At 68.7% G+C, this 19,917-nt stretch carries 16 protein-coding genes; 4 read left to right on the top strand and 12 right to left on the bottom strand.

The window, feature by feature from the left end; genetic code table 11:
* The 6 genes from B7767_RS00735 to B7767_RS00710 form a co-directional block, all read right to left on the bottom strand.
* A partial coding sequence (locus tag B7767_RS00735) for a glycosyltransferase family 39 protein (protein WP_085570360.1) occupies window positions 1–1,533 on the bottom strand: 1,533 nt, incomplete at its 3' end.
* A complete protein-coding gene (locus B7767_RS00730) occupies window positions 1,530–2,912 on the bottom strand; it encodes a bifunctional glycosyltransferase family 2/GtrA family protein (RefSeq protein ID WP_085570359.1) in 1,383 nt (460 codons plus the stop codon). The genes B7767_RS00735 and B7767_RS00730, both read right to left, overlap by 4 nt.
* A 14-nt stretch (window positions 2,913–2,926) precedes the next feature.
* Entirely contained in the window at window positions 2,927–4,498 is a 1,572-nt protein-coding gene (locus B7767_RS00725; RefSeq protein WP_085570358.1) for a cell wall metabolism sensor histidine kinase WalK, read from the bottom strand.
* Window positions 4,495–5,235 carry a response regulator transcription factor gene (locus B7767_RS00720; protein WP_179166987.1) on the bottom strand — a complete coding sequence of 247 codons (741 nt, stop codon included), beginning with the start codon at window positions 5,233–5,235 and terminating at the stop codon, window positions 4,495–4,497. The genes B7767_RS00725 and B7767_RS00720 overlap by 4 nt, the downstream gene beginning before the upstream one ends.
* Before the next feature lie 102 nt (window positions 5,236–5,337).
* Window positions 5,338–6,240, bottom strand: a complete 903-nt coding sequence (locus B7767_RS00715) for an amidohydrolase family protein (protein WP_085570363.1) — start codon at window positions 6,238–6,240, stop codon at window positions 5,338–5,340.
* A gap of 196 nt (window positions 6,241–6,436) precedes the next feature.
* Window positions 6,437–7,309: a DUF2797 domain-containing protein gene (locus B7767_RS00710; RefSeq protein WP_085570362.1), complete on the bottom strand. Its 873-nt coding sequence runs from the start codon at window positions 7,307–7,309 to the stop codon at window positions 6,437–6,439.
* A 355-nt stretch (window positions 7,310–7,664) separates the two neighbouring features.
* Here B7767_RS00710 and B7767_RS00705 point away from each other — a divergent pair, with 355 nt between their 5' ends.
* The 3 genes from B7767_RS00705 to B7767_RS00695 all read left to right on the top strand — a co-directional run bounded on the left by B7767_RS00705 (window position 7,665) and on the right by B7767_RS00695 (window position 10,375).
* On the top strand, window positions 7,665–8,096 hold the full coding sequence (locus tag B7767_RS00705; RefSeq protein WP_085570356.1) for a hypothetical protein: 432 nt from the start codon (window positions 7,665–7,667) through the stop codon (window positions 8,094–8,096).
* Window positions 8,097–8,161: 65 nt separating this feature from the next.
* Window positions 8,162–8,623: a potassium channel family protein gene (locus tag B7767_RS00700; protein ID WP_085570361.1), complete on the top strand. Its 462-nt coding sequence runs from the start codon at window positions 8,162–8,164 to the stop codon at window positions 8,621–8,623.
* A gap of 456 nt (window positions 8,624–9,079) precedes the next feature.
* Window positions 9,080–10,375, top strand: a complete 1,296-nt coding sequence (locus B7767_RS00695) for a hypothetical protein (protein WP_256923275.1) — start codon at window positions 9,080–9,082, stop codon at window positions 10,373–10,375.
* Between the two features lie 303 nt (window positions 10,376–10,678).
* On the opposite strand, the gene B7767_RS00690 is transcribed toward B7767_RS00695, so the two are convergent.
* The 6 genes from B7767_RS00690 to B7767_RS00665 form a co-directional block, all read right to left on the bottom strand.
* Window positions 10,679–11,329: a HEPN domain-containing protein gene (locus B7767_RS00690; RefSeq protein ID WP_085570354.1), complete on the bottom strand. Its 651-nt coding sequence runs from the start codon at window positions 11,327–11,329 to the stop codon at window positions 10,679–10,681.
* 72 nt (window positions 11,330–11,401) lie between these two features.
* A complete protein-coding gene (locus tag B7767_RS00685; protein ID WP_085570353.1) occupies window positions 11,402–12,961 on the bottom strand; it encodes a class I SAM-dependent DNA methyltransferase in 1,560 nt (519 codons plus the stop codon).
* Window positions 12,958–14,478: a restriction endonuclease subunit S gene (locus tag B7767_RS00680; protein WP_256923274.1), complete on the bottom strand. Its 1,521-nt coding sequence runs from the start codon at window positions 14,476–14,478 to the stop codon at window positions 12,958–12,960. The genes B7767_RS00685 and B7767_RS00680 overlap by 4 nt, the downstream gene beginning before the upstream one ends.
* Before the next feature lie 5 nt (window positions 14,479–14,483).
* Window positions 14,484–18,047 carry a DEAD/DEAH box helicase family protein gene (locus tag B7767_RS00675; protein WP_085570351.1) on the bottom strand — a complete coding sequence of 1,188 codons (3,564 nt, stop codon included), beginning with the start codon at window positions 18,045–18,047 and terminating at the stop codon, window positions 14,484–14,486.
* A gap of 100 nt (window positions 18,048–18,147) precedes the next feature.
* Window positions 18,148–18,618, bottom strand: coding sequence for an NUDIX domain-containing protein (locus B7767_RS00670; RefSeq protein WP_085570350.1), 471 nt, complete (start codon window positions 18,616–18,618; stop codon window positions 18,148–18,150).
* Window positions 18,619–18,620: 2 nt separating this feature from the next.
* Complete coding sequence (locus B7767_RS00665) at window positions 18,621–19,364, bottom strand: helix-turn-helix domain-containing protein (RefSeq protein WP_085570349.1); 744 nt, start codon at window positions 19,362–19,364, stop codon at window positions 18,621–18,623.
* 107 nt (window positions 19,365–19,471) lie between these two features.
* Here B7767_RS00665 and B7767_RS00660 point away from each other — a divergent pair, with 107 nt between their 5' ends.
* The gene (locus B7767_RS00660) at window positions 19,472–19,714 is read left to right on the top strand and encodes a hypothetical protein (protein ID WP_085570348.1); all 243 of its coding nucleotides are present in this window, start codon (window positions 19,472–19,474) and stop codon (window positions 19,712–19,714) included.
* The last annotated feature ends 203 nt before the right edge of the window (window positions 19,715–19,917 follow it).

Here is a 19,917-nt window from a genome sequence, read left to right as displayed (position 1 = left end):
GGTGACGATCGAACCGGTGTGTCCCTCCTGCACGGTGCTCAGCGTGTACGCCGTCGGACCGGCCAGCGCGGCCACCAGGCCCAGCCCCGCCGCCGCGAGCGCCACCCGGCGCCCCACCTTGCCCGCGAAGACCAGCCCGAGGGCGGCGACCAGCCCGCCGACCAGCACCAGCCACTTCAGCCACGGCAGGTAGTCGGGCGTGCGGTCGAGCAGCACGTACCCCCAGGCGGCCGTGGCCGTGACGGCGGCCGCCAGGGCGAGCGACGCCCAGAGCGCCCGCCGCTTCTCCCACAGGGCCGCCGCGCCCGTGCCGACCACGGCCGCGAGGTAGGGGGCGAGGGCCACCGTGTAGTACTGGTGGAAGATGCCGGCCATGTAGCTGAAGACCACCATCGTCATCAGCAGCGAGCCGCCCCACACCAGGAACGAGGCGCGGGCGAGGTCGGTCCGTGCGGCCTTCCGGGTGAGGACCAGGCCGGCGACGAGCAGGATCAGCGCGGCGGGCAGCAGCCAGGAGATCTGGCCGCCGATCTCGGCGTTGAACATCCGGTCCCAGCCGGTCTCGCCCCACTGTCCGCCGCCCGCGCCGCCACCGCCGCCGACGCTTCCGGTCTCCTCGCCGTTGAGCCGGCCGAGGCCGTTGTAGCCGAAGGTCAGCTCCAGGAAGCTGTTGTTCTGCGAGCCGCCGACATACGGCCGCGACGACGCCGGCCACAGCTCGACGGCCGCCACCCACCAGCCGCCGGAGACGACCAGCGCGAGGGTCGCCAGGGCCAGTTGGCCCAGCCGCTTCCTCAGCCGCACGGGAGCGCAGACGCCGTAGACCAGTGCGAGGGCCGGGAGGATCAGGAAGGCCTGGAGGGTCTTGGCGAGGAACGCGAAGCCGATCGCGGCCCCGGCCCACACCAGCCACTTCGTACGGCCGTCCTCCAGGGCGCGGACGACGAGGTAGCAGGCGACGGACATCAGCAGCGCCAGCATCGCGTCCGGGTTGTTGAACCGGAACATCAGCGCCGCGACCGGGGTGAGCGCGAGGACCGCGCCCGCGATCAGACCGGCCGCCGGGCCGGAGCGGCGGCGTACGGCCGCGTACACGACGGCGACCGTGCCGACGCCCATGAGCACCTCGGGCACGAGGATCGCCCAGGAGTTCAGGCCGAAGACCCGCACCGAGAGCTCCATCGGCCACAGCGAGGCCGGGGGCTTGTCCACGGTGATGGCGTTCGCCGCGTCCAGCGAGCCGAAGAAGAACGCCTTCCAGGACTCGCTGCCCGCCTGGACGGCCGCCGAGTAGAAGGAGTTGGCGTACCCGGAGGCGCTCAGGCCGTAGAGGTAGAGCAGCCCGGTCGCCAGCAGCAGGCCGAGGAAGGCGGGGCGCACCCAGCGGGGGTCCTCGGGCCGGCCGCGCCACGCTCTGCGGGCGAGGGGCCCGCGGGGTTCGCCCGTACCGGGGGCCGCGTGCCGGGCCCCCTCCGGGGGTCCCCAGGTGGCGGGGTCCGCCGGGGGACTCGTCTGGTCGTACCGCGTGGTCATCGAAGGTCCCTCGGGTCGAGGTCGGAAGGGCGGGACGGACGGGTGGGGAGCGGCGAGCGGACCGGCTGGAGCGGCAGGGTCGCCTCCTGCCAGGAACGGTCGTCCCCACGGGCGGGCGCGGGTGCCGGTGCGGCCCCGTGGCCGCGGTCCGGGAACACCCACGCCCGGAAGAGCAGGAACCGCAGCACGGTCGCCGCGAGGTTGGCCGCGACCAGGACCGCCAGCTCGGTGGAGTGGGCGGGGTCGCTGGTGGCGGTGTTGAGCGCGGCGAGCGAGCCGCTGGTCAGGGCGAGACCGATGCCGAAGACGACCAGCCCCTGCGCCTGGTGCCGTACGGCCCCGCCGCGCCCCCGCACCCCGAAGGTGAGCCGCCGGTTGGCGGCGGTGTTGGCGACCGCCGAGACCAGCAGGGCGAGCCCGTTGGCGGCCTGGGAGCCGGTGAAGGTCCGGAAGCCGCTGTAGAGCAGCAGGTAGAAGAGGGTGGACAGGACGCCGACGACGCAGAAGCCGACGAGCTGGCGGGCCAGTCCCTGCGGCACGTCCTGAAGGGTGCGGTCGCGCGGGTCGTCGCCGAAGGGGCGGGCGAGCCGGTCCAGCGGCAGCGAGCCGGTGGCCAGGGCCCTGCCGACCCGCCAGACGCCCTTGAGGTCGTCGGTCGCCGTCCTCACGATGTGCACGGTGGAGTCGGGGTCGTCGACCCAGTCGACCGGCACCTCGTGGATGCGCAGCCCCGCACGCTCGGAGAGGACCAGCAGCTCGGTGTCGAAGAACCAGCCGCTGTCCTCCACCAGCGGCAGCAGCACCTGGGCCACGTCACGGCGGATCGCCTTGAACCCGCACTGCGCGTCGGAGAAGCGGGCCTGGAGCGAGCCGCGCAGGATCAGGTTGTACGAGCGGCTGATGAACTCCCGCTTGGCGCCCCGCACGACGCGGGAGCTGCGGCTCAGCCGGGAGCCGATGGCGAGGTCGGAGTGGCCGGAGATCAGCGGGGCGACCAGCGGCAGCAGCGCGTTGAGGTCGGTGGACAGGTCCACGTCCATGTAGGCGAGGACGGGGGCGTCCGAGGCGGACCAGACGGTCCGCAGCGCCCGGCCGCGCCCCTTCTGCTCCAGGCGCACCGACCGCACCTGCGGGAGCCGCTCCGCCAGCCGGCCGGCCACGTGCGGGGTGCTGTCCGTGGAGGCGTTGTCGGCGATCGTGATGCGGAAGGCGTAGGGGAAGGTGCGGGTCAGGTGCTCGTGCAGTCTGCGGACGCACGGCTTGAGGTCCTTCTCCTCGTTGTAGACGGGGATCACTACGTCCAGGACCGGCGTGCCCGCTCCGGCGGCCGGGAGGTGCTCCCGCGCCGGCAGGGTGCCGGGAGAAGAATCGGTTCGCATGGAACCGACTCTGCTCAGACGCCCTGTCGTGCCCGTGTGGTGACGCTGTGCCGTGGCTGTGAGTACGGCTCGGGCGCCGACCGCGGTTCGACGGCGGGGAGATGGAGCGTGAACGCGGTGTGTCCGGGCACGCTGTCGACGGTCACGGCACCGCCGTGCGCGGTCGCCACGGCCTGCACGATGGCCAGGCCCAGACCGGTCGAACCGGTGGCCCGGGTGCGTGCCGAGTCGCCGCGCGCGAACCGTTCGAAGATGCGCGGGAGCAGTGCGGGCGGGATGCCCGGCCCGTCGTCGACCACGTCGACGCGGAGCCAGGGCCCGTTGCGGCGCACCCGCGCGGTGACGGTGGTGCCCGGCGGGGTGTGGTTGCGGGCGTTGCCCAGCAGGTTGACGAGCACCTGCTGGAGCCGGGCGGCGTCGGCGCACACCGGCGCGGGCTCGTCGGGCAGTTCGAGCCGCCACACGTGCTCCTGGCCGGCGGCCCGGGCGTCGCTGACGGTGTCCACGACGAGCGGTACGAGGTCGGTCTCCTCGAACTGCAGGGGCCGGCCCGCGTCCAGGCGGGCGAGCAGCAGCAGGTCCTCGACGAGCAGGGTCATCCGGCTCGCCTCGGACTCGATCCGTCCGAGCGCGTGCCGGGTGTCGGGGCCGACCTGCTCCCGGCCGCGCCGGGTGAGTTCGGCGTACCCCCGGATGGAGGCCAGGGGCGTACGCAGCTCATGGCTGGCGTCCGCGACGAACTGCCGTACCCGGGTCTCGCTCTCCTGGCGGGCGTGCAGCGCCCCGTGGACGTGGTCGAGCATCCGGTTCAGCGCGGCGCCGACCCGGCCGACCTCGCTGTGCGGATCGCACTCGGACTCGGGGACGCGCTCCTCGAGGTTCACCTCGCCGGTGTGCAGGGGCAGTTCCGAGACGCGGGTGGCGGTGGCGGCGACCTTGCGGAGGGGGCGGGTGGCGACGCTGACGATGACGACTCCGGCGAGGGAGGCGGCGATGAGCCCGGCGGCGGTGACGCTGATCTCGACGAGGATCAGGGTGTTGATGGTGTTGTCGACGTCCGCCGTGGGCAGGGCGGTGTAGAACGCACCGTTGCGGCCGCTCTCATAGGTGACCCGGTACTTGCCCAGTCCCGGGATGTCCACGGTGTGCGGCCTCTGGTCCTGCGGGACGGCGGCGAGGGCCGCCAACTGGGACGCGGAGAGATCGGCGGCCTCGGGCGTGGTGAAGCCGTTCTCCGCCCTGGACTCGCTGACGATCCCCTCGGTCACCGTGCCGTCCTCGACGACCGCGCCGATGGTGCCGAAGCCCTGCGGCCCCTTGACGACGAAGTCGAGGGGGTCCTCCTGGTTCAGCAGGTCGGGGCGCGGCCGGTCGCCCACCGGCCCGCCGGCCGCGCGCATGGCCACCTCACGCAGCTGCCCGTCGAGCTGCTCGTACAGATGCGACCGCAGTGCCAGCGTGGTCACCGAACCGATCACCGCGCACACCACCGCGATCAGCACCACGGACGCGACGACGAGCCGCGTCCGCAGTGTGCGCGGGGTGCGCGCTCGCCGCCGCGGACGCGGCCGTCGCCGTCCGCTCACGAGACCGCGGGCTTGATCATGTAGCCGGCGCCGCGCCGGGTGTGGATCATCGGCTCCCGGCCCGCGTCGATCTTCCGGCGCAGGTACGAGATGTACAGCTCGACGACGTTCGCCTGCCCGCCGAAGTCGTACGACCAGACCCGGTCGAGGATCTGGGCCTTGCTGAGCACGCGCCGCGGATTGCGCATGAGGAAGCGCAGCAGCTCGAACTCGGTGGCGGTGAGGTGGATGCCGTCGCCGCCGCGGGTGACCTCGTGGCTGTCCTCGTCGAGGGTGAGGTCGCCGACGACCAGCACCGACTCGGAGCGGCGGTCGGCCGCGCCGGAGCGGCGGATCAGCCCGCGCAGCCGGGCGACGACCTCCTCCAGGCTGAACGGCTTGGTGACGTAGTCGTCGCCGCCGGCGGTCAGTCCGGCGATGCGGTCCTCGACGGCGTCCTTGGCGGTGAGGAACAGTACGGGCACGTCCGGCAGCTCGCGGCGCAGCCGGCCGAGGATGGCCAGGCCGTCCATGTCCGGCAGCATCATGTCCAGGACGACGGCGTCGGGCCGGAACTCGCGGGCGGTGCGGATGGCCCCCTGGCCGTCCCCGGCGCTGCGGATCTGCCAGCCTTCGTACCGCAGGGCCATGGACAGCAGCTCGGTGATCGACTGCTCGTCGTCCACCACAAGCACGCGGACGGGGCTCCCGTCCGGCCTCAGCAGTTCGGTGCGCCCCTGGGGCGAGATCGTGGTCATACCGCACACGATGTCCGGGGCCTCTGAGAACACCCTTTCGGCAACCTGTGTTTTACCTGAGAAACTCACAGGCCGTTCTCAGCCCGGGCGGGGCGGCCCCGCTCAGCCGGGCAGGCCGAAGAGCCGGGCCGCGTTGTCGTGGCAGACCGCCCGCAGCCAGGCGTCCCCGAGGTCCAGCCGCTCCAGCGCGTGGAGCTGGTGGAGGTAGGGGTAGGGGATGTTCGGGAAGTCCGAGCCGAGCAGGATCCGGTCGCCGAGGGCGGCCAGCCGGGGCAGGGCCCGCCGGGGGAACGGCGCCAGGCGCTCGCTGAAGTCGGTGAACGCCATCGTGGTGTCCAGCCGCACCTGGCCGTACCGCTCGGCGAGGTCCAGGAAGTCCTCGTACTCGGGCATCCCCAGGTGCGCCACGATCAGCCGCAGCCGGGGGTGCCGGGCCAGGACCCGGGCGATCGGCTCGGGGCCCGTGTGCTTGCCGGGCGCGGGCCCGGACCCGCAGTGGATCACCACCGGTACGCCCGCCTCGGCGAGCAGTCCCCAGGCGCCGTCGAGCATCTCGTCGGCCGGGTCGTACGCGCCCACCTGCACGTGTGCCTTGAAGACCCGCGCGCCGCCGTCGACGGCGTCCCGGACGTGATCCACGACCCCGGGCTCGGGGAAGAGGGTGGAGGTGTGCAGGCAGTCGGGGGTGCGGGCGGCGAAGTCGGCCGCCCAGCCGTTCAGCCAGCGCGCCATGCCCGGCTTGTGCGGGTAGAGCATGGCGGTGAAGCCGCGCACGCCGAACCCCCGCAGCAGCGCGGCCCGTGCGGCCTCCTCCTCCCGGTAGGTGATCGGCCACTCGACGCCGCCGGTCAGCGGCCCGAGCGCGTCGAAGTAGGCCCACACCTTGTGCAGCACCCGCTCCGGCATGAAGTGCGTGTGCACGTCGACGAGCCCGGGCAGCCCGAGCCCCTCCCAGAAGCTCCGTACGTCGTCGGCTTCGGTCCGGGTGCCGGGGTGAGCGCTCATGCCGCCCACGATCACCCGCGACCCCGACCGGGGTCCAGAGGGATGCCGCCGGCACGTTCCGTCGCCGTCCGGTGAGGGAGGCTTCCCCCGGCGTGACGCCGCTCGTGCGGGTGTTTCGCGGGGAGAGGCCCCCTCGTAGTACCGGGGTGGACGCCCGGCGGCCGTCCCACGGGTTCCGAGTGCCGCGGGCCCCGGATCAGAACAGCCCGTCCTGCGCCGCAGCCCGGTCCCTGACCGCCCTGACCGGCACCGCGAACTCCCGTCCCGGGGCCGGGAGCAGTTCCCACCCGGTCAGCAGCCGGGTGTCCAGCACCACGACGCCCTTCCCCGTCGCCAGGTGCAGATCCGGACCGGCGGCGGCCACCAGCTCCCCGCTCACCGCGCCCCCGGCGACCAGCTCGCTCACCTCCCCCACGGCGGCCGGCACCCCCGACAGCCCGAACACCCCCACGTGATCGACCGGCCGGAACGGCTCACGGGTGAGCGACTCCGGCCATCCCTCCAGGGCGACCGCCCGCGCGTGCAGCCCGGCGATCTCGGCCGCCCGCTCCTCCTCCCCGTCCGGGAGGACCGCCCGTACCGCCCGCTTGCCGGCGTAGGGGATCCGGTCGGGCACGCGGAGCGCGGCGCGCAGCAGCTCCTCGGTGCGCCGTGCCGCCATCAGCGGCCCGGTCCCCAGCCAGCTGAAGCAGACCGCTCCCTGCTCCAGCAGCCGCGCCGGCCCCCGCCGTACCGCGGTGATCCCGACCTTGGTCATTCCCGGCCCGAACCACGCCAGGTACACGCGGTAGGGCCGCGGATCGTCCGCGAGGGTGTCGGCGGCCACCGAGTGCGCCCGGTTCAGCCGGGCGCACTCCTCGCAGCGCGCCCCCGTGCTCCGCCCCGGAACGGCCGCCCCGAGCGGACACGCGTGCCCCCGTGCTCCCACGCATGTCCGCTCTCCCCCTTCCCCGATCCCGAAGGCCACCCGTTTCCCCCGGGTCAGCGCGGAGCGCCGGCCGCCCTCCCACGCCAGCACGGGACCGTCCGCCGACCACCGCAGCCCCGAGCATCTCCATGCCTGTGCCATCTCCGACGACACTAGGGGGCACCACTGACAACGCCCGTGCGCCGCGGTCCGGCCGTCGGTCCGCCCCGCCCCCGAGGACCGCCGCCGCGTCCGCGTGGAAGCGCTGTCGGCCGCCCCGGCCCGCACGCGCGAGATCCACGACCCCCACGACGCCCGCGTCGACGAGCTCTTCGCCGACCGCCCCCGAGGAGATCGCCGTGCTCCACGACTGGTTCCGCCGCGCGAACACGGTCGCGACCGACTACCCGGAGGAGCACTGCCGCACCGACCGGGACGCCGAGGTGCCGAGCGGGAACCGGAGTGCAAACCTGGTGGAGGGGCCGCAACGCTCGGGGACAGCCGAAAGGTCGGACACATGGCGAGCAATGTCAGCGGCACGCGCCACCATCAGGCCGGGTGGGAGGCCAAGAGCCCTTGGGCGACGAGTTGGACGGCGGCAGCGGCGGTCCTGATGACGTTCGGCGGCATCATGGCGATCTTCCAGGGCATCGCCGCCATCGCCCAGGACGACGTCTTCGTCGCCACCCGGAACTTCACCTACGAGTTCAGCCTCACCGGCTGGGGCTGGATCCACCTGATCCTCGGCGCCCTGGTGACCGTCGCCGGTCTCGCCCTGTTCACCGGGGCCACCTGGGCCCGCATGGTGGGCATCGCGCTGGCCGGGCTCAGCATGATCGCCAACTTCGTGTGGCTGCCCTACGCACCGGTCTGGGCGATCGCCCTCCTCGTCATCGACGGCTTCATCATCTGGGCCCTGTGCGCACCACGCCGCGAGTCCAGGGCGTAGAGCGCACGTTCGCGGACTGGAGGGTCTTCTGGCCCGGACTGGCCGGGGTGGCGGGTGTGGTGGCGATGGTCACCGCCTACTTCCTCCTGCCCCTGGACGGTCTGGGCCCGCACCGGCCGGCCCTGAGCTGGACCCTCTTCGTCCTCGCCCTGGTGCTCGTGGCCGTCCTGCTGCTGAGGCAGGTGGTCCACGTCCTGCTCGGACTCCCGAACATCCGTCCAGGACTGGTCATCCCCCTGCTGATGACCCTGTCCATCCTGGTCTTCGCGACCACCTACCTGGCCCTGGCCCAGGACCCCGGCGAGCTCGTCGGCCTCGACACCCGCCTCGACGCCCTCTACTTCACCGTGGTCACCCTCGCCACCGTCGGCTACGGCGACATCACCCCGCACGGCCAGGCGGCCCGCCTGGTGACCATCCTGCAGATCCTCTACACCTTCATCTTCCTCACGGCGGCGGCCACCGCCCTGACCAACCACCTCCGCACCGCGCTCCGGCGTCACGAGAATCCCCGGCGTCCGGAGTGACACCCGTGCCGCGCGACCGGAATCCCGGTACACGGGCGCGGCGGACGTAAGGGCCACCCCCGGCATCGCCCCGGAAAAACTCCTTCCCCGCCGACCGGAACACCCCGCCGCCCCAGCCGGTACCGCGCAAATCCTCTGGACCTTCCGGGAATTCCACGACCCCTGCGCCAGGGAGAATCCGAGGCGTGAACCGACCCCGAACGCACGCCCGTTGACGACCGGCCCCACCCCACCCCGGCCGCCGGGGTGACATACGCCACAGATAAATTCAGGCGCCCTGAACAACCATCCTCATTCGCCCGTTTCCTTCAGCCGAATATTCCCGGAGGGGACCGCGGTACGGCAAAAAGCACCGGCCCGCACCACCCCGGTCAAATAAACTCGACAATACGCAGGATGCCCGCATTTTCTTCTCGCTGGCCGTTCTCTCCCGCTTCCCACCAGGAAAGGTCCCTAGTGAGATTCAGCCGTACCCTCGCCGTGGCCGCCGCCGTCGCGGTGACCGCGCCCGTCACGCTCCTCACCGCCGCTCCGGCCCTCGCCGCCGGGACGTCCGCGGGGCAGGTGCAGCAGCAGCCGACGTACGCGGAACTGGTCAAGGCCGCCGCCGACGCGAAGAAGGCGTACGAGGAAGCCGTCATCGCCAAGGAGGAAGGGCAGGAGGCGGCCAAGGCCACCCTGAAGGCCCTGGAGTCCGACACGCACCCGCTCAGGGCCGCGATGATCGCCGCGGACAAGACGGCGAAGGAGGCGGCCGACGTCACGAAGGCGGCCGAGCAGGCCGTCAAGGACGCCGAGGCGGAACTCGAAGCGGCCCAGGACGACGCGGGGAAGGCCGAGGCGCAGAAGGCCCTCGAAGCCGCCCGGGAAGAACTGACGAAGGCGGTCACCGCCCAGCAGGAGGCCGACGCCGAGGCCGAGAAGGCCGGCACCGCGCTGAGCGACGCCAGGGTGGCGGCGGCACGCGAGCACAGCATGTTCCAGGTCGCCCTCGAGAAGGCCGAGAAGGCCAAGGAGGCCGCCGAGGAAGCACTCGCCACCGCCAAGAAGTGCGTCCGCGAGAACGGGCTGACCTCCCTCGCGGTGGGACTTCCGTCCAAGGTCGTCGCCGGAACCACCGTCGATTTCACCCTGCGCGTGACCAACGGAACCGACCGCGCCCTGACCGTGGACCCCCTGGTGTTCTTCCACGTGGAAGGCGAACGGCGCGACGCGAAGAGCGCCCTGGAGGTGAAGTGGTCCGACGGCTCGGACTGGCGGACCCTCAACGGCGACGGGCCCGGGCACATCGCGCACATCGACAGCATCGGGCCGGGCGAGCGCAACGACGTGAAGCTGCGGATGACGGTCGGCTCCGTGGCCGAGGACACCGACGCCTTCGCCCTGTTCGCCGGTGACGCCCAGAGCGCGTACAACCCCTGCGTCCTGGGCCCGATGAAGCGCTACGACTTCAAGCTCCTGCCCGTCGGCAGCGAGACCGGCCCGGCCGAGGAAGCCGAGCCCGGCCCGGCCGGCGAGAACGACGACAAGCGACCGGAGACCACGAAGCCCGGCACGGACAAGGGCCCCTCCGCGCAGGGCGGCGTGACCGAGCGGACGGTGGTCACCGGAACCCGCGTCGGCGGCAGCCTCGCCGCGACCGGTACGTCCTCAGCGATGGCGCCGCTCGCCCTCACGAGCGCCCTCACCGCCGCACTCGGCGCCGGAGCCGTCTTCGCCGCACGCCGCCGCAGGACCACGGACAACGCCTGACCGCTGCGGGTACCCGGCCCCCGCGGCCGGGTACCCCCGCACTCCGGAGCGGAAAAAGGGGAAAGCCGGAGGCCCCGTGGATCACTCCACGGGGCCTCCGGCTCGCTGTGCACTCGGCAGGATTCGAACCTGCAACCTTCTGATCCGTAGGATCGGGCAGCACGCCTTGGGGAGTACTGGCGGCATCTTGCTCCGGTCGCCCAAGTTGGCGATCATGCGGGTCTGTGTGCCGTCGTTGCCGTCAGAGTTGCCGTCAAAATCCAACAGTGACGTTGCCGCAATGACGGTATCTGAGAGATCGCCTCATCCAAGCACAGTGGCGATCGCAAGGGCGATGCGCTCGATCCAGTCGATCGCGTCGGTCACATCGGCATCGGAAATCGGGCGGCGACGCTTGAGGTCGCCGTCCAGCAGGTCCGCATCGTGGGCGATCCTATTGCGGCGATCTGTGATCGAGTTGTACTTCTGCTTCAGGGTCTGCGCGTTCATGGACGTACGGCCGTGGTTCCACTCGTTGAGCTGGACGGCGGCCCTGGCCCAGATGTCCTCTTCCGTCACCAGCTTCAGCGCCTCGCTGATCTTGCGAGGGTTCTGCAGTGCCGCGTTGCCCCACTTCGCCTTGACATGCTCGGAGACTGCGTCAGCGAGTGTGGTGGTACCGCGCCGAACTTCCTCCACCTTGACCAGGGGCAGCTCGAACTTCGTCAGTTGGTAAGGCATCTGAGGACTGTCCTCAGCGGCCAGCTCTGCCACCCGCCGGTACAGCTCCTCGTGGAACCAGTGGTCGATGGCGCTGACGGCCTGTACCCACGCGGCTCGGTAGAAGTCACCGATGTCGATGACCGGGGACTGGAAGGCAGCCAGGCTCTGACCCGCAACGATCATCTTCCGGGCGTACTCGAGGTTGGTTAGGAACGCCCGGAACTCGCGTGTCTGCGGCTGTGCGGCCGGCATGGAACTCCCCCGTCTCGCTGGTCTGGCATTCAGGATTCCGGCGGGACGGAGGAGGGGCAACCCAGTTGTGGATCAACCACTCTCAGTTGGCTCAATCGCGTCGGTGTCGGCCGAGACCTCACCACCAAGGGCCTCCGCGATGGCCGCGAACTCACTCAGCGCGGCCTGCAAGTCCTCGACGATCTCCTGGGCGATCACCTCGGGCGGGAGAAGACTGTCGGCGTCGTCGAGCGCCGGGTCCTTCATCCACTTGATGTCGAGATTCACCTTGTCTCGGGCGATGAGCTCGTCGTAGTCGAAGGACTTGAAACGTTCTGACTCCACCCGCTCGCTGCGCGGCTTACCGGGGAGGTACGCCTCGACGAACTCGTCCAGCGCGGCGCGGGTCAGCGGGTGTTGCTTGAGGGTGAAGTGCTTGGCGGTACGGAAGTCGTAGACCCAGAGCTTCGAGGTGTTATGGGCTCCCCCACTGCGGGGCGGCTTCTTCTCAAAGAACAGGACGTTAGCCTTGACACCGCCCGCGTAGAAGATGCCGGTCGGCAGGCGAAGGATCGTGTGCAGATCGAACTCTTCCAGCAGGCGGCGGCGCACCTTCTCGCCTGCGCCACCTTCGAAAAGCACGTTGTCCGGCAGGACAACAGCCGCGCGGCCGTTCATCTCCAGCTGCGACATGATGTGCTGGAGAAAGTTGAGCTGCTTGTTAGTGGTGGTGGCGCGGAAGTCGTCCCGCTCGTACGAAATGTCTTCCTTCTCGGCCTTACCATCCGTGCCAACGATCGTGATCGCGGACTTCTTGCCAAAGGGCGGATTGGCGAGGATGAGCGACGCGTGGCGCTCAGGCTTGTTGGCAAGGGCGTCACCAACGGTGATGAGCGACTCGCCGTCGGCGTCACCGATGCCGTGCAGCAGCATGTTCATCGCGGCCAGACGGGCCGTACCAGTGACCAGCTCGTTACCCCAGATCTTGCCGGACCCGAGCGCGAGACGCTGTTCCCGTGACAGGTGCTGCATGTGGTGCTTACGGATGTAGCTGTGCGCAGCGATCAGGAAGCCGCCGGTACCGCAGGCTGGGTCGGTGATCGTGTCCTCGGGGCCCGGTTGCATCACGTCGACCATGGCGTCGATGAGCGCGCGGGGGGTGAAGTACTGGCCGGCGCCAGTCTTCGTGTCCTCCGCGCCCTTTGCAAGCAGACCCTCGTAGGCATCACCCTTGAGGTCCGTCCCCTGGATCGTCCAGTCCTCCTTGCCGATCAGCTCGACGACCAGCTTTTCGAGCAGGGCAGGCTCGGTGATCCTGTTCTGAGCCTTCGCGAAGATCGTACCGAGGGTGGTGCCGGGGTTCTTGGCAAGCGCCTCGAGGGTTTTGCGGTAATGGACTTCGAGGTCGATGCCCTTGAGACGAGCGAGTGACTGCCAGTCGTACTCGGCGGGTACAACGGTCTTTGCCTCCTCTTCAGTGAAAGGGTCGGAGGCGATTTCGTCGGCCATCTTTAGGAAGAGCAGGTACGAGAGCTGCTCAACGTACTCAATGGTGGACAGGCCGTTGTCCCGCAGGACGTTGCAGTAGTTCCAGAGCTTGCCGACCAGGGCGTTGGTCTGCGCGTGCGCCAGGGCGGGGGATGCAGAGGTCACAGCGGAAGCTCCTGCTGAATGGCGGTAGTGGGGGCTGCGGTGGCAGCGGGCGGCGCGGCGTCGGCGGTGGCCACGGTCTTGCCTGGGCGGCGAGTCGTGCGCTTGGTCTTGCCATTCTGGGCCTTGCGCTCGCCTCGGATGCGCTCCAAGAGAACGGAAGCGGGCTCGTCGGTGGGGGCTTGGGGGACGAGGCCACCCTCGAAAGCCAGCCTTAGGACTGCTTGTCGGAGGTTCTTGGCGCGCAAGGAGATGGGGGTTACCTGCGCAGCGAAACGGTCACTGAATTCCAGCAACCCTGCGGACTGCACGACAAGGTCAAGCTGCACGTCGATTGGCGGAATAGGCAAGGGCAGCTCACGGCATGTCGATAGCGCAATATTGAACTGACCAGCGGTCGCCTTTGCTGTCTTTCTTAGCATATCCAGAATTACCGGCGAGCGAAGCACGAGAGCCAGCCATTCCGGCAGGACTTCAGGACCAGCGCGAAAAGCAACGATGGCCTGGTTAATGTTCCATTCAGGGTGTTGATCAGGAACAACCGCGGTCTTCCCCAGGGGCGGACCCACAATATTCGTGAGCACGTCCCCCGGTCGCACGCGCGACCGCTTCAACTGATTCTCGTGCGTCTCATGGTCGACGTAGGTCGGTTTGTTGGTGAAGTCAACTTGCCCATCCTGAGTGATGTTGTACACCTTCAAGAAAGGGACATCACCACTTCCAGCGTGCATCAAATGAGCCTTAGGCGTAGACCCACTGTTAATGAACTCACAGACGTCAGAGGATCGACGCCAAAGCCAGCCCTCAGGCAGAGGCGGCAAAGAGGCATAGTCGAAACGTTTACTCGAAAGACCAATAAGCAACCGCTGGCTGGCACTGTCTGCGTCCCGGTCGAGATGAGTAGCCGAAGATGCTCCGAGAGCTATCCTGTCCAGCAAGGCGCCAACGAACGGTCTAATGCGCCGCTGCGCTCTAGTTACAGCCTCGGTCGCCGCATTGAGACGAGAGAGGTGGTCATCGAGAGCTTCGACGATTCGCTGCTGTTCAGCAGCAGGCGGAATAGGAATATGGGTTTCGAATACGTCAGCATCCCGGACGGCCGGATAGCTTACGCCTCGCTGTTTCGGAAGGAGCTGTTTCTCAAACAACGCACTCTGCACAACATAGAAGAGGTATCGAGAGTTAATCTCGACGTGCGGTCGAATGACGGCGAACCCTGTAGAGGCAATGTGTCCGCTTAGCTGCTCTGGTACGTATGCAATCTTTCGCAGGTAAGGGCGAACAGTAGAATAAACGGTGTCACCGGCTTGAACAATCTGCCGAGCCCTACCAGGGGCACTTTTGGATTCAACCCAATCAGCTGAAGTGATCTGCTGATCCGAGCCGCTCACCGAGCCGATGTCGATATACCGAAAGCGCGCACCTGGGAACCCGTCCGACCCTAGTTTATTTACGGGAATGCAAACATCCCCTAGGGGAACGAGGGCCCACCCCAGGGGAATTTCCGTGTAATGACCCAACCCGCTCAAGCCAACTCTCGATTCAGCTCACTCAACAACGTCCGAACATCCCGCCCCGGAAATGCGTGCGCGAACCCCCGCCCGCCGCCCTTTCCCTTGAAGGGCTCGGCGTTGAACTCCGCCGTACTGATCCCGACATCGCTCGCCACCACGTCTCGTATGGACCGCAGCCACCACAGCTGCTCCTCTGAGAAGTCCGCCCCGGCCTGCTGTTGCTTGAGCAGCCACCCCTCGAAACGCTCCTCCACCGTCTCACGGTAGGGACGCAGTTCCTCGTCCACCCCGAGTTCGTATCTGATGAGCGAGATCAAATCAGGGACTCCCGCCTCCCGGCCGTTGTCAAAGTGGACCGCAGCGCCCAGGTCCTCGTAGTAGGTCCACAGGGCCTGCGGCGTCCACGCGTACTGCGGGCGTCGAATCTCCAGTGCCAGTTCCTTCAGCGCGGCGTACGTCTCCTTAGGGGAAACGGACCGGGGGCTTGTCAGGGCGATGCTGACCGCGGCGATGCGGTCGCGCTCGTCCTTCAGAAGTCGGCTCCAGCGGCCGACCTCCTCCCGGGCTCGCTCCTCGCGCGGGATCTCATCGACGTCGGTCACCTCGACGGCCGTGAACTCGTCGAAAACGTAGTCCTTGTCCCGCCGGATCTCGATGATGTGACGCCGCAGATCGGGATAATCCGTCAGCGGCGCGATCGCGTCCTCCACGAGCCGCCTGGCCGCCGCCTGGCCGCCTTCTTCCAGCGCACGCTCCTGCCGGTCCGGGTCCACCGCCTTCACGATGGCGCCCGCGATCTCCGATAGGGTGCGGCCACCCGAGGCCCGCGTCAGTTGCTCGCGTTCCTCGTCCGTCAGCTGCTGGTTGAGCCGGGCCAGTCGTCCTGCCAGGATCTCGGCCTCACCAGTACTGATCGACTTCGTACCGGCCTTGTCAAGCAGCTTGGCCAGCGAGACCTGCCGCTCGCCCGCCGGCACCAGCGGCTTGGCATCCACCAGCGGGGAGTCCGTCACGCCGACCGCATCGACGAGCACGAACCGATCTTTGCGGACCGATGCGTCCGCGTCCGGCGTAACTTCCTGGAGCTCGGTCGCGTCGATAGTGCGGGCGCCGCGGCCCTTCATCTGCTCGAAAAGAACGGCGCTGCGCACCTCGCGCAGGAAGATCACGCACTCCAGGGCCTTCACGTCCGTACCAGTCGCGATCATGTCGACGGTGACGGCGACCCTCATCCGGGGCGAGGTCCGCAGCGCGCGGATCAGCTCGTCCGGATCCTCGCCGGCCTGGCGGCTCTTGTACGTGATCTTCTTCGCGAAGTCGTCACCACGCCCGAAGACCTCCTTGACCTGGGCGAGGACATCTTCCGCATGGTCCTCGCCGACCGCGAAGATCAGGGTCTTCGGAAGCTCGGTTCGGCCGGGGAACCAGCGCCGCCAGTTGTCCCGGTACGCGGTGAGCACCGCCCGGATCTCGTCCACCGTCACCACCGAGCGGCCGATCTGTCCGGTCGTGTAGGTGAAGTCGTCGTCCAGCTCCTGGTAGCGCTGCCGTCGCGTCTTCCGGTCCTTGACCCGCACCGTCGTGCCCGACTCGATGGTCGCGGCGCCCTTCTCGCGCAGGTCGGTCCGCATCCGTACGACGTCGAAGTCGACGTTCACGCCGTCCGCGACGGCCTGCGGATAGGTGTACTCGGAGACCAGGTTGCGGCCGAAGAAGCCGAGGGTCTGGAGTGTGGGGGTGGCAGTCAGACCGACCAGGTGTGCGTCGAAGTACTCCAGCACACCCCGCCACAGGCCGTAGATCGAGCGGTGGCACTCGTCCACGATGATCAGGTCGAAGGACTCGATTGGCACCTTCGGGTTGTAGGAGACCTCGATAGGCAGGTCCGTCGCGTACGTGTCCTCGTACGCCGTACTGTCCGATGCCTCGTCTGCCTGCTCATCATCGACGAGGGTCTCACCGCGCAGCAGCGAGTACATCTTCTGGATCGTGCAAATGACCACCGACGAGGTGTCCTGGAGGCCCGCCGCCCCGAGCCGGTCGACGTTGTAGATATCGGACAGCTTGCGGCCGTCGTCCGGTGTGGTGAACTTGCGGAACTCGTCGTACGCCTGCCTGCCCAGGTTGTTGCGGTCGACGAGGAACAGGACTCGGCGCGCCTTGGCGTGCTTGAGCAGCCGGTAGGTCTGTGCCACGGCGGTAAAGGTCTTACCCGCGCCAGTCGCCATCTGGATCAGTGCCCGCGACCGATCCTCTCCCAGGGACTTCTCTAGGCCGCTGATGGCATCGATCTGGGCGAGACGCAGGCCGTTCGGCTCTAGCACGGGCAGTCGGCGCAGGGCGGCTCGGAACGTAGGGGCGGCCGGCGTCTTGTCGGCGCGCCTCATCCAGGCGGCCACCGTCTCGGGACGGTGGAAGTAGAACACCTCGCGGGAGCGGGCGTCGGGGTCGAGACGGTTAATGAAATAGGTCTCGGTGCCGGTCGTCGCGTAGCGGAATGCGAAAGGCTCCGTCTCCCGCCAGACGGCGAGCCGGTGCTCCTTGAGAACACCGGCCGCGTACCGGTCGTTCTGCTCCACGGCGCTGGAGAGGTGGTCGCCCTCCCGCTTGGCCTCGATCACACCCACGATCCTGCCGTCGACATACAGGACGTAGTCCGCGCGGCCGGTAGCCAGCGTGAACTCACGAACAGCCACGCCCTGGTTCTCTCCCGGGTTGACCTGATCGCGGTCCTGGACGACCCATCCCGCCGCATGCAGCATCTCGTCGATGGCCTCGCGGGCCTGCACCTCGTTGAGTGCGGCGGGCCGCTGGGCGCGGTGGATGATCGCTTCGCGCCGCTTGGCGTCGACCGTGCGCGGCTGCCTGCGAGCGGCCTCGTACTTCGCCTGCTGGGCGGCGCGCAGCTCTTCGATTTGGGCGCTCAACTGCTCGACCTGTGCGAGCAGTTCGGTCTTGTTGGCATCAGCGCTGGCGATCAGGTTCTCGGCCTCGGCCCGCGCCCTGCGCTCGGCTTCCAGCGCGTCGTCGGCTTCGGCAAGCCGCATGCGGGCCTGTGTGAGCGCCTGGCGGTGGCCGTTGAGGGCCTCGCGCAGCTCGGCCAGCTCGGCCGGATCCGTGATCTGAGCGCTGTCACCGGGGTCCGTGGGCGGCACGAACTCGGCGACGGTCCGCCGGCCGTCGATGGCATCGTGGAACCAGAGGCCGAGCCGGTAGCAGATCCGTACGGCGGCCAGGGCCCGCGCCGTGTCGAAGAGGTGGCTGTGGGCGGCCTTGTTCCGGTCGCGGCGCAGCCGGTCGAAGTCGTCACGGATCTCCGGAACGAGGACTCCGGCCCTGGTCAGAGCGGCCAGCCGGTCGATCTGCCGGTCGCCCTCGATCCGTATCCCGATACGGGCGACCAGTTCCTCGGCGAGGACCTCGCCGAACTGGCCCGCCTGGACCAGGGAGGAATTGGGGTTCGTGAACACGGTCGCTTCGGCGGAAGCCCCGTACAAGCAGAGCAGCGGCTGGTGCTGATATAGCAAGCCGAAGTTGGGTGAGCCCTTCGCGAAGTCGCGAAGCCGGTCGTCCATGCTGCCCTACCCCCCGCTATACCGCCTTACCAAGGTGGCTCTAGCTTACGCAGGGGCATGTGGGGCGGGCTGAATATCGTCGGAGATCATACCTACGAGGTCAGCCGAGATAGGGCCGCTCACGGTGCTCCATGAAGTGCCGGATCCGGAGCCGCTGCGTGTGGTGCATCGGCAGCTGATCGATCTCCTCCGGCTTGACGAACCGCAGCTCCGTGGACTCGTCCGAGATCGCGAGCCGGCCCCCGACCACGCGGGCGGTGAAGCAGACGTTGAACTGCCTGCGCACCTCACCGTCCGAGTAGGCGATGATGTGGCGAGGGTCGGTGTACGTGCCCACGAGCCCGGTGATCTCTACGTCCAGTCCGGTCTCTTCCTTCACCTCGCGGACGGCCGTTCCTGGGAGTGAGTCGGTCATTTCCATGCCGCCACCTGGCAGCGCCCACAGATCGTTGTCCCTGCGGCGCTGGAGGAGTACGCGCCCTTCGTCGTCGGTGACCACGGCGGACGCGGCGACCACCAGGCTGTTCGGCTCCGGTGCCGCTGGGTCGTCGTAGTACTCGGTTCGCGCCATGGTCACCCTTCTCGTACCGGCGTCGCGGTTTCCCACACCGCGTCGAAGCTGCTGGCGTAGGTGTCGAACATGCCGCCCTTCCCGCTGCGCCGGAGATGCCACACGGGAGCACCGTAGGCGTTCACGCCCCAGACATGGGCATTGACCAGTGCCTGGTCATCCGCACGATAGATCGAGTTGTAGAGCGTGGTGGCATGGGTTCGAACCTCGATGCCAGGTACCCCGGCAAGCGGGCGGTAGTGCATGAGGGCGAGTCGGCAACGGGACTCGATCCCATGGCCGAACCTCTCCTCCGCGCCGCGCTGTTGGACATTCGTACTGTCCGGGTCGCCAATCGCGATACGGACCGCACACCCGTCGTCCGCTCGCTCTCGTAGCAAGTCGTTGAGCCGCGGGTACGCCTCGTGCAGGAAGACGGCGGCGTACACCAGCACGTCGATGCGCTCGCGCGCCTGGGTCAGGATGTCCACGAAGGTGGACACGGGGATGTCCGCCCGCTGATCGTAGAGAGCCACAAGTTCCGGACTGACAGCGCGGGCAGGGCGTGCCTGCCGGAGCGCGGGCCATAGAGCGTGCACGTCTTCTCCTAGTATTTCCGCTGCCAGCATGGCCGTGGCCCGGCGCGGCGTACGCCCCAGATTGACCCATCGCTCAACGGACTTGGGGTCGACTTCGACCTTGTCCGCAAGGGCGGCGTACGTCCAGCCGCCGGCCGCCATGGCAGCACGTAACCTCTCGTTCGGCATCCCAATCTCTCCTAACACCTGGGGACGGCACTAGGGACGTTCTACCCGACGCGGGACGTCCCGAAGTGGGGTTTGTCGGAGGTTCCGACGTCCTGATGAGCCGCAGGATGCTCGTCCGCATGGCGAGCAACCAGCAGACCAGACCAGGCATCGGTGAACTGGCGAAGGACACTGCCAGTGGACGTATCGGCGTCGTCATGGGCGAGGTCGGCGCCCGGGTGCAGATAAGGCCCGTCGGCGGTGGCGTCGAGTGGGATGCCCTGCCGGACAACGTGGTGGCCCCGACCACGCGGGAAGAACTGAGCGCCCGCCTGGCCATCAAGAACGGCAACAGCCGGGACGGCCTGTGATGCGCGCCATCGGTCGGTATGCCGGGGTCCTGTTCATCATCATGATCAGCGGATCGTGTGGCCTGGTGATCGGCCTGGCCCTCGGCCCCAGCCAGTAGACCGGCCGCCCCGAACGGGGTGCCACCTTCCCTGGCTCCCCCTTCCCCGTTCGGGGTCGGCCTTCCATCCCCCGGTCGTCATAAGCCGTGCCTCGGCGACCGATG

The sequence above is a fragment of the Streptomyces sp. 13-12-16 genome (assembly GCF_002114215.1).
GTDB lineage: Bacteria > Actinomycetota > Actinomycetes > Streptomycetales > Streptomycetaceae > Streptomyces.
Note: the sequence above shows the minus strand (reverse complement) of the source record. Positions and strands in the feature narration are given on the sequence as shown.

Excerpts from the sequence above, each read along its gene's own strand:
- B7767_RS00720 (WP_179166987.1), bottom strand. The coding sequence starts at position 5,235 with ATGACCACGATCTCGCCCCAGGGGCGCACCGAACTGCTGAGGCCGGAC.
- B7767_RS00660 (WP_085570348.1), top strand. The coding sequence starts at position 19,472 with ATGCTCGTCCGCATGGCGAGCAACCAGCAGACCAGACCAGGCATCGGT.
- B7767_RS00730 (WP_085570359.1), bottom strand. The coding sequence starts at position 2,912 with ATGCGAACCGATTCTTCTCCCGGCACCCTGCCGGCGCGGGAGCACCTC.
- B7767_RS00700 (WP_085570361.1), top strand. The coding sequence starts at position 8,162 with ATGGTCACCGCCTACTTCCTCCTGCCCCTGGACGGTCTGGGCCCGCAC.
- B7767_RS00690 (WP_085570354.1), bottom strand. The coding sequence starts at position 11,329 with ATGCCGGCCGCACAGCCGCAGACACGCGAGTTCCGGGCGTTCCTAACC.
- B7767_RS00670 (WP_085570350.1), bottom strand. The coding sequence starts at position 18,618 with ATGGCGCGAACCGAGTACTACGACGACCCAGCGGCACCGGAGCCGAAC.
- B7767_RS00710 (WP_085570362.1), bottom strand. The coding sequence starts at position 7,309 with ATGGCACAGGCATGGAGATGCTCGGGGCTGCGGTGGTCGGCGGACGGT.
- B7767_RS00665 (WP_085570349.1), bottom strand. The coding sequence starts at position 19,364 with ATGCCGAACGAGAGGTTACGTGCTGCCATGGCGGCCGGCGGCTGGACG.
- B7767_RS00705 (WP_085570356.1), top strand. The coding sequence starts at position 7,665 with ATGGCGAGCAATGTCAGCGGCACGCGCCACCATCAGGCCGGGTGGGAG.
- B7767_RS00675 (WP_085570351.1), bottom strand. The coding sequence starts at position 18,047 with ATGGACGACCGGCTTCGCGACTTCGCGAAGGGCTCACCCAACTTCGGC.
- B7767_RS00715 (WP_085570363.1), bottom strand. The coding sequence starts at position 6,240 with ATGAGCGCTCACCCCGGCACCCGGACCGAAGCCGACGACGTACGGAGC.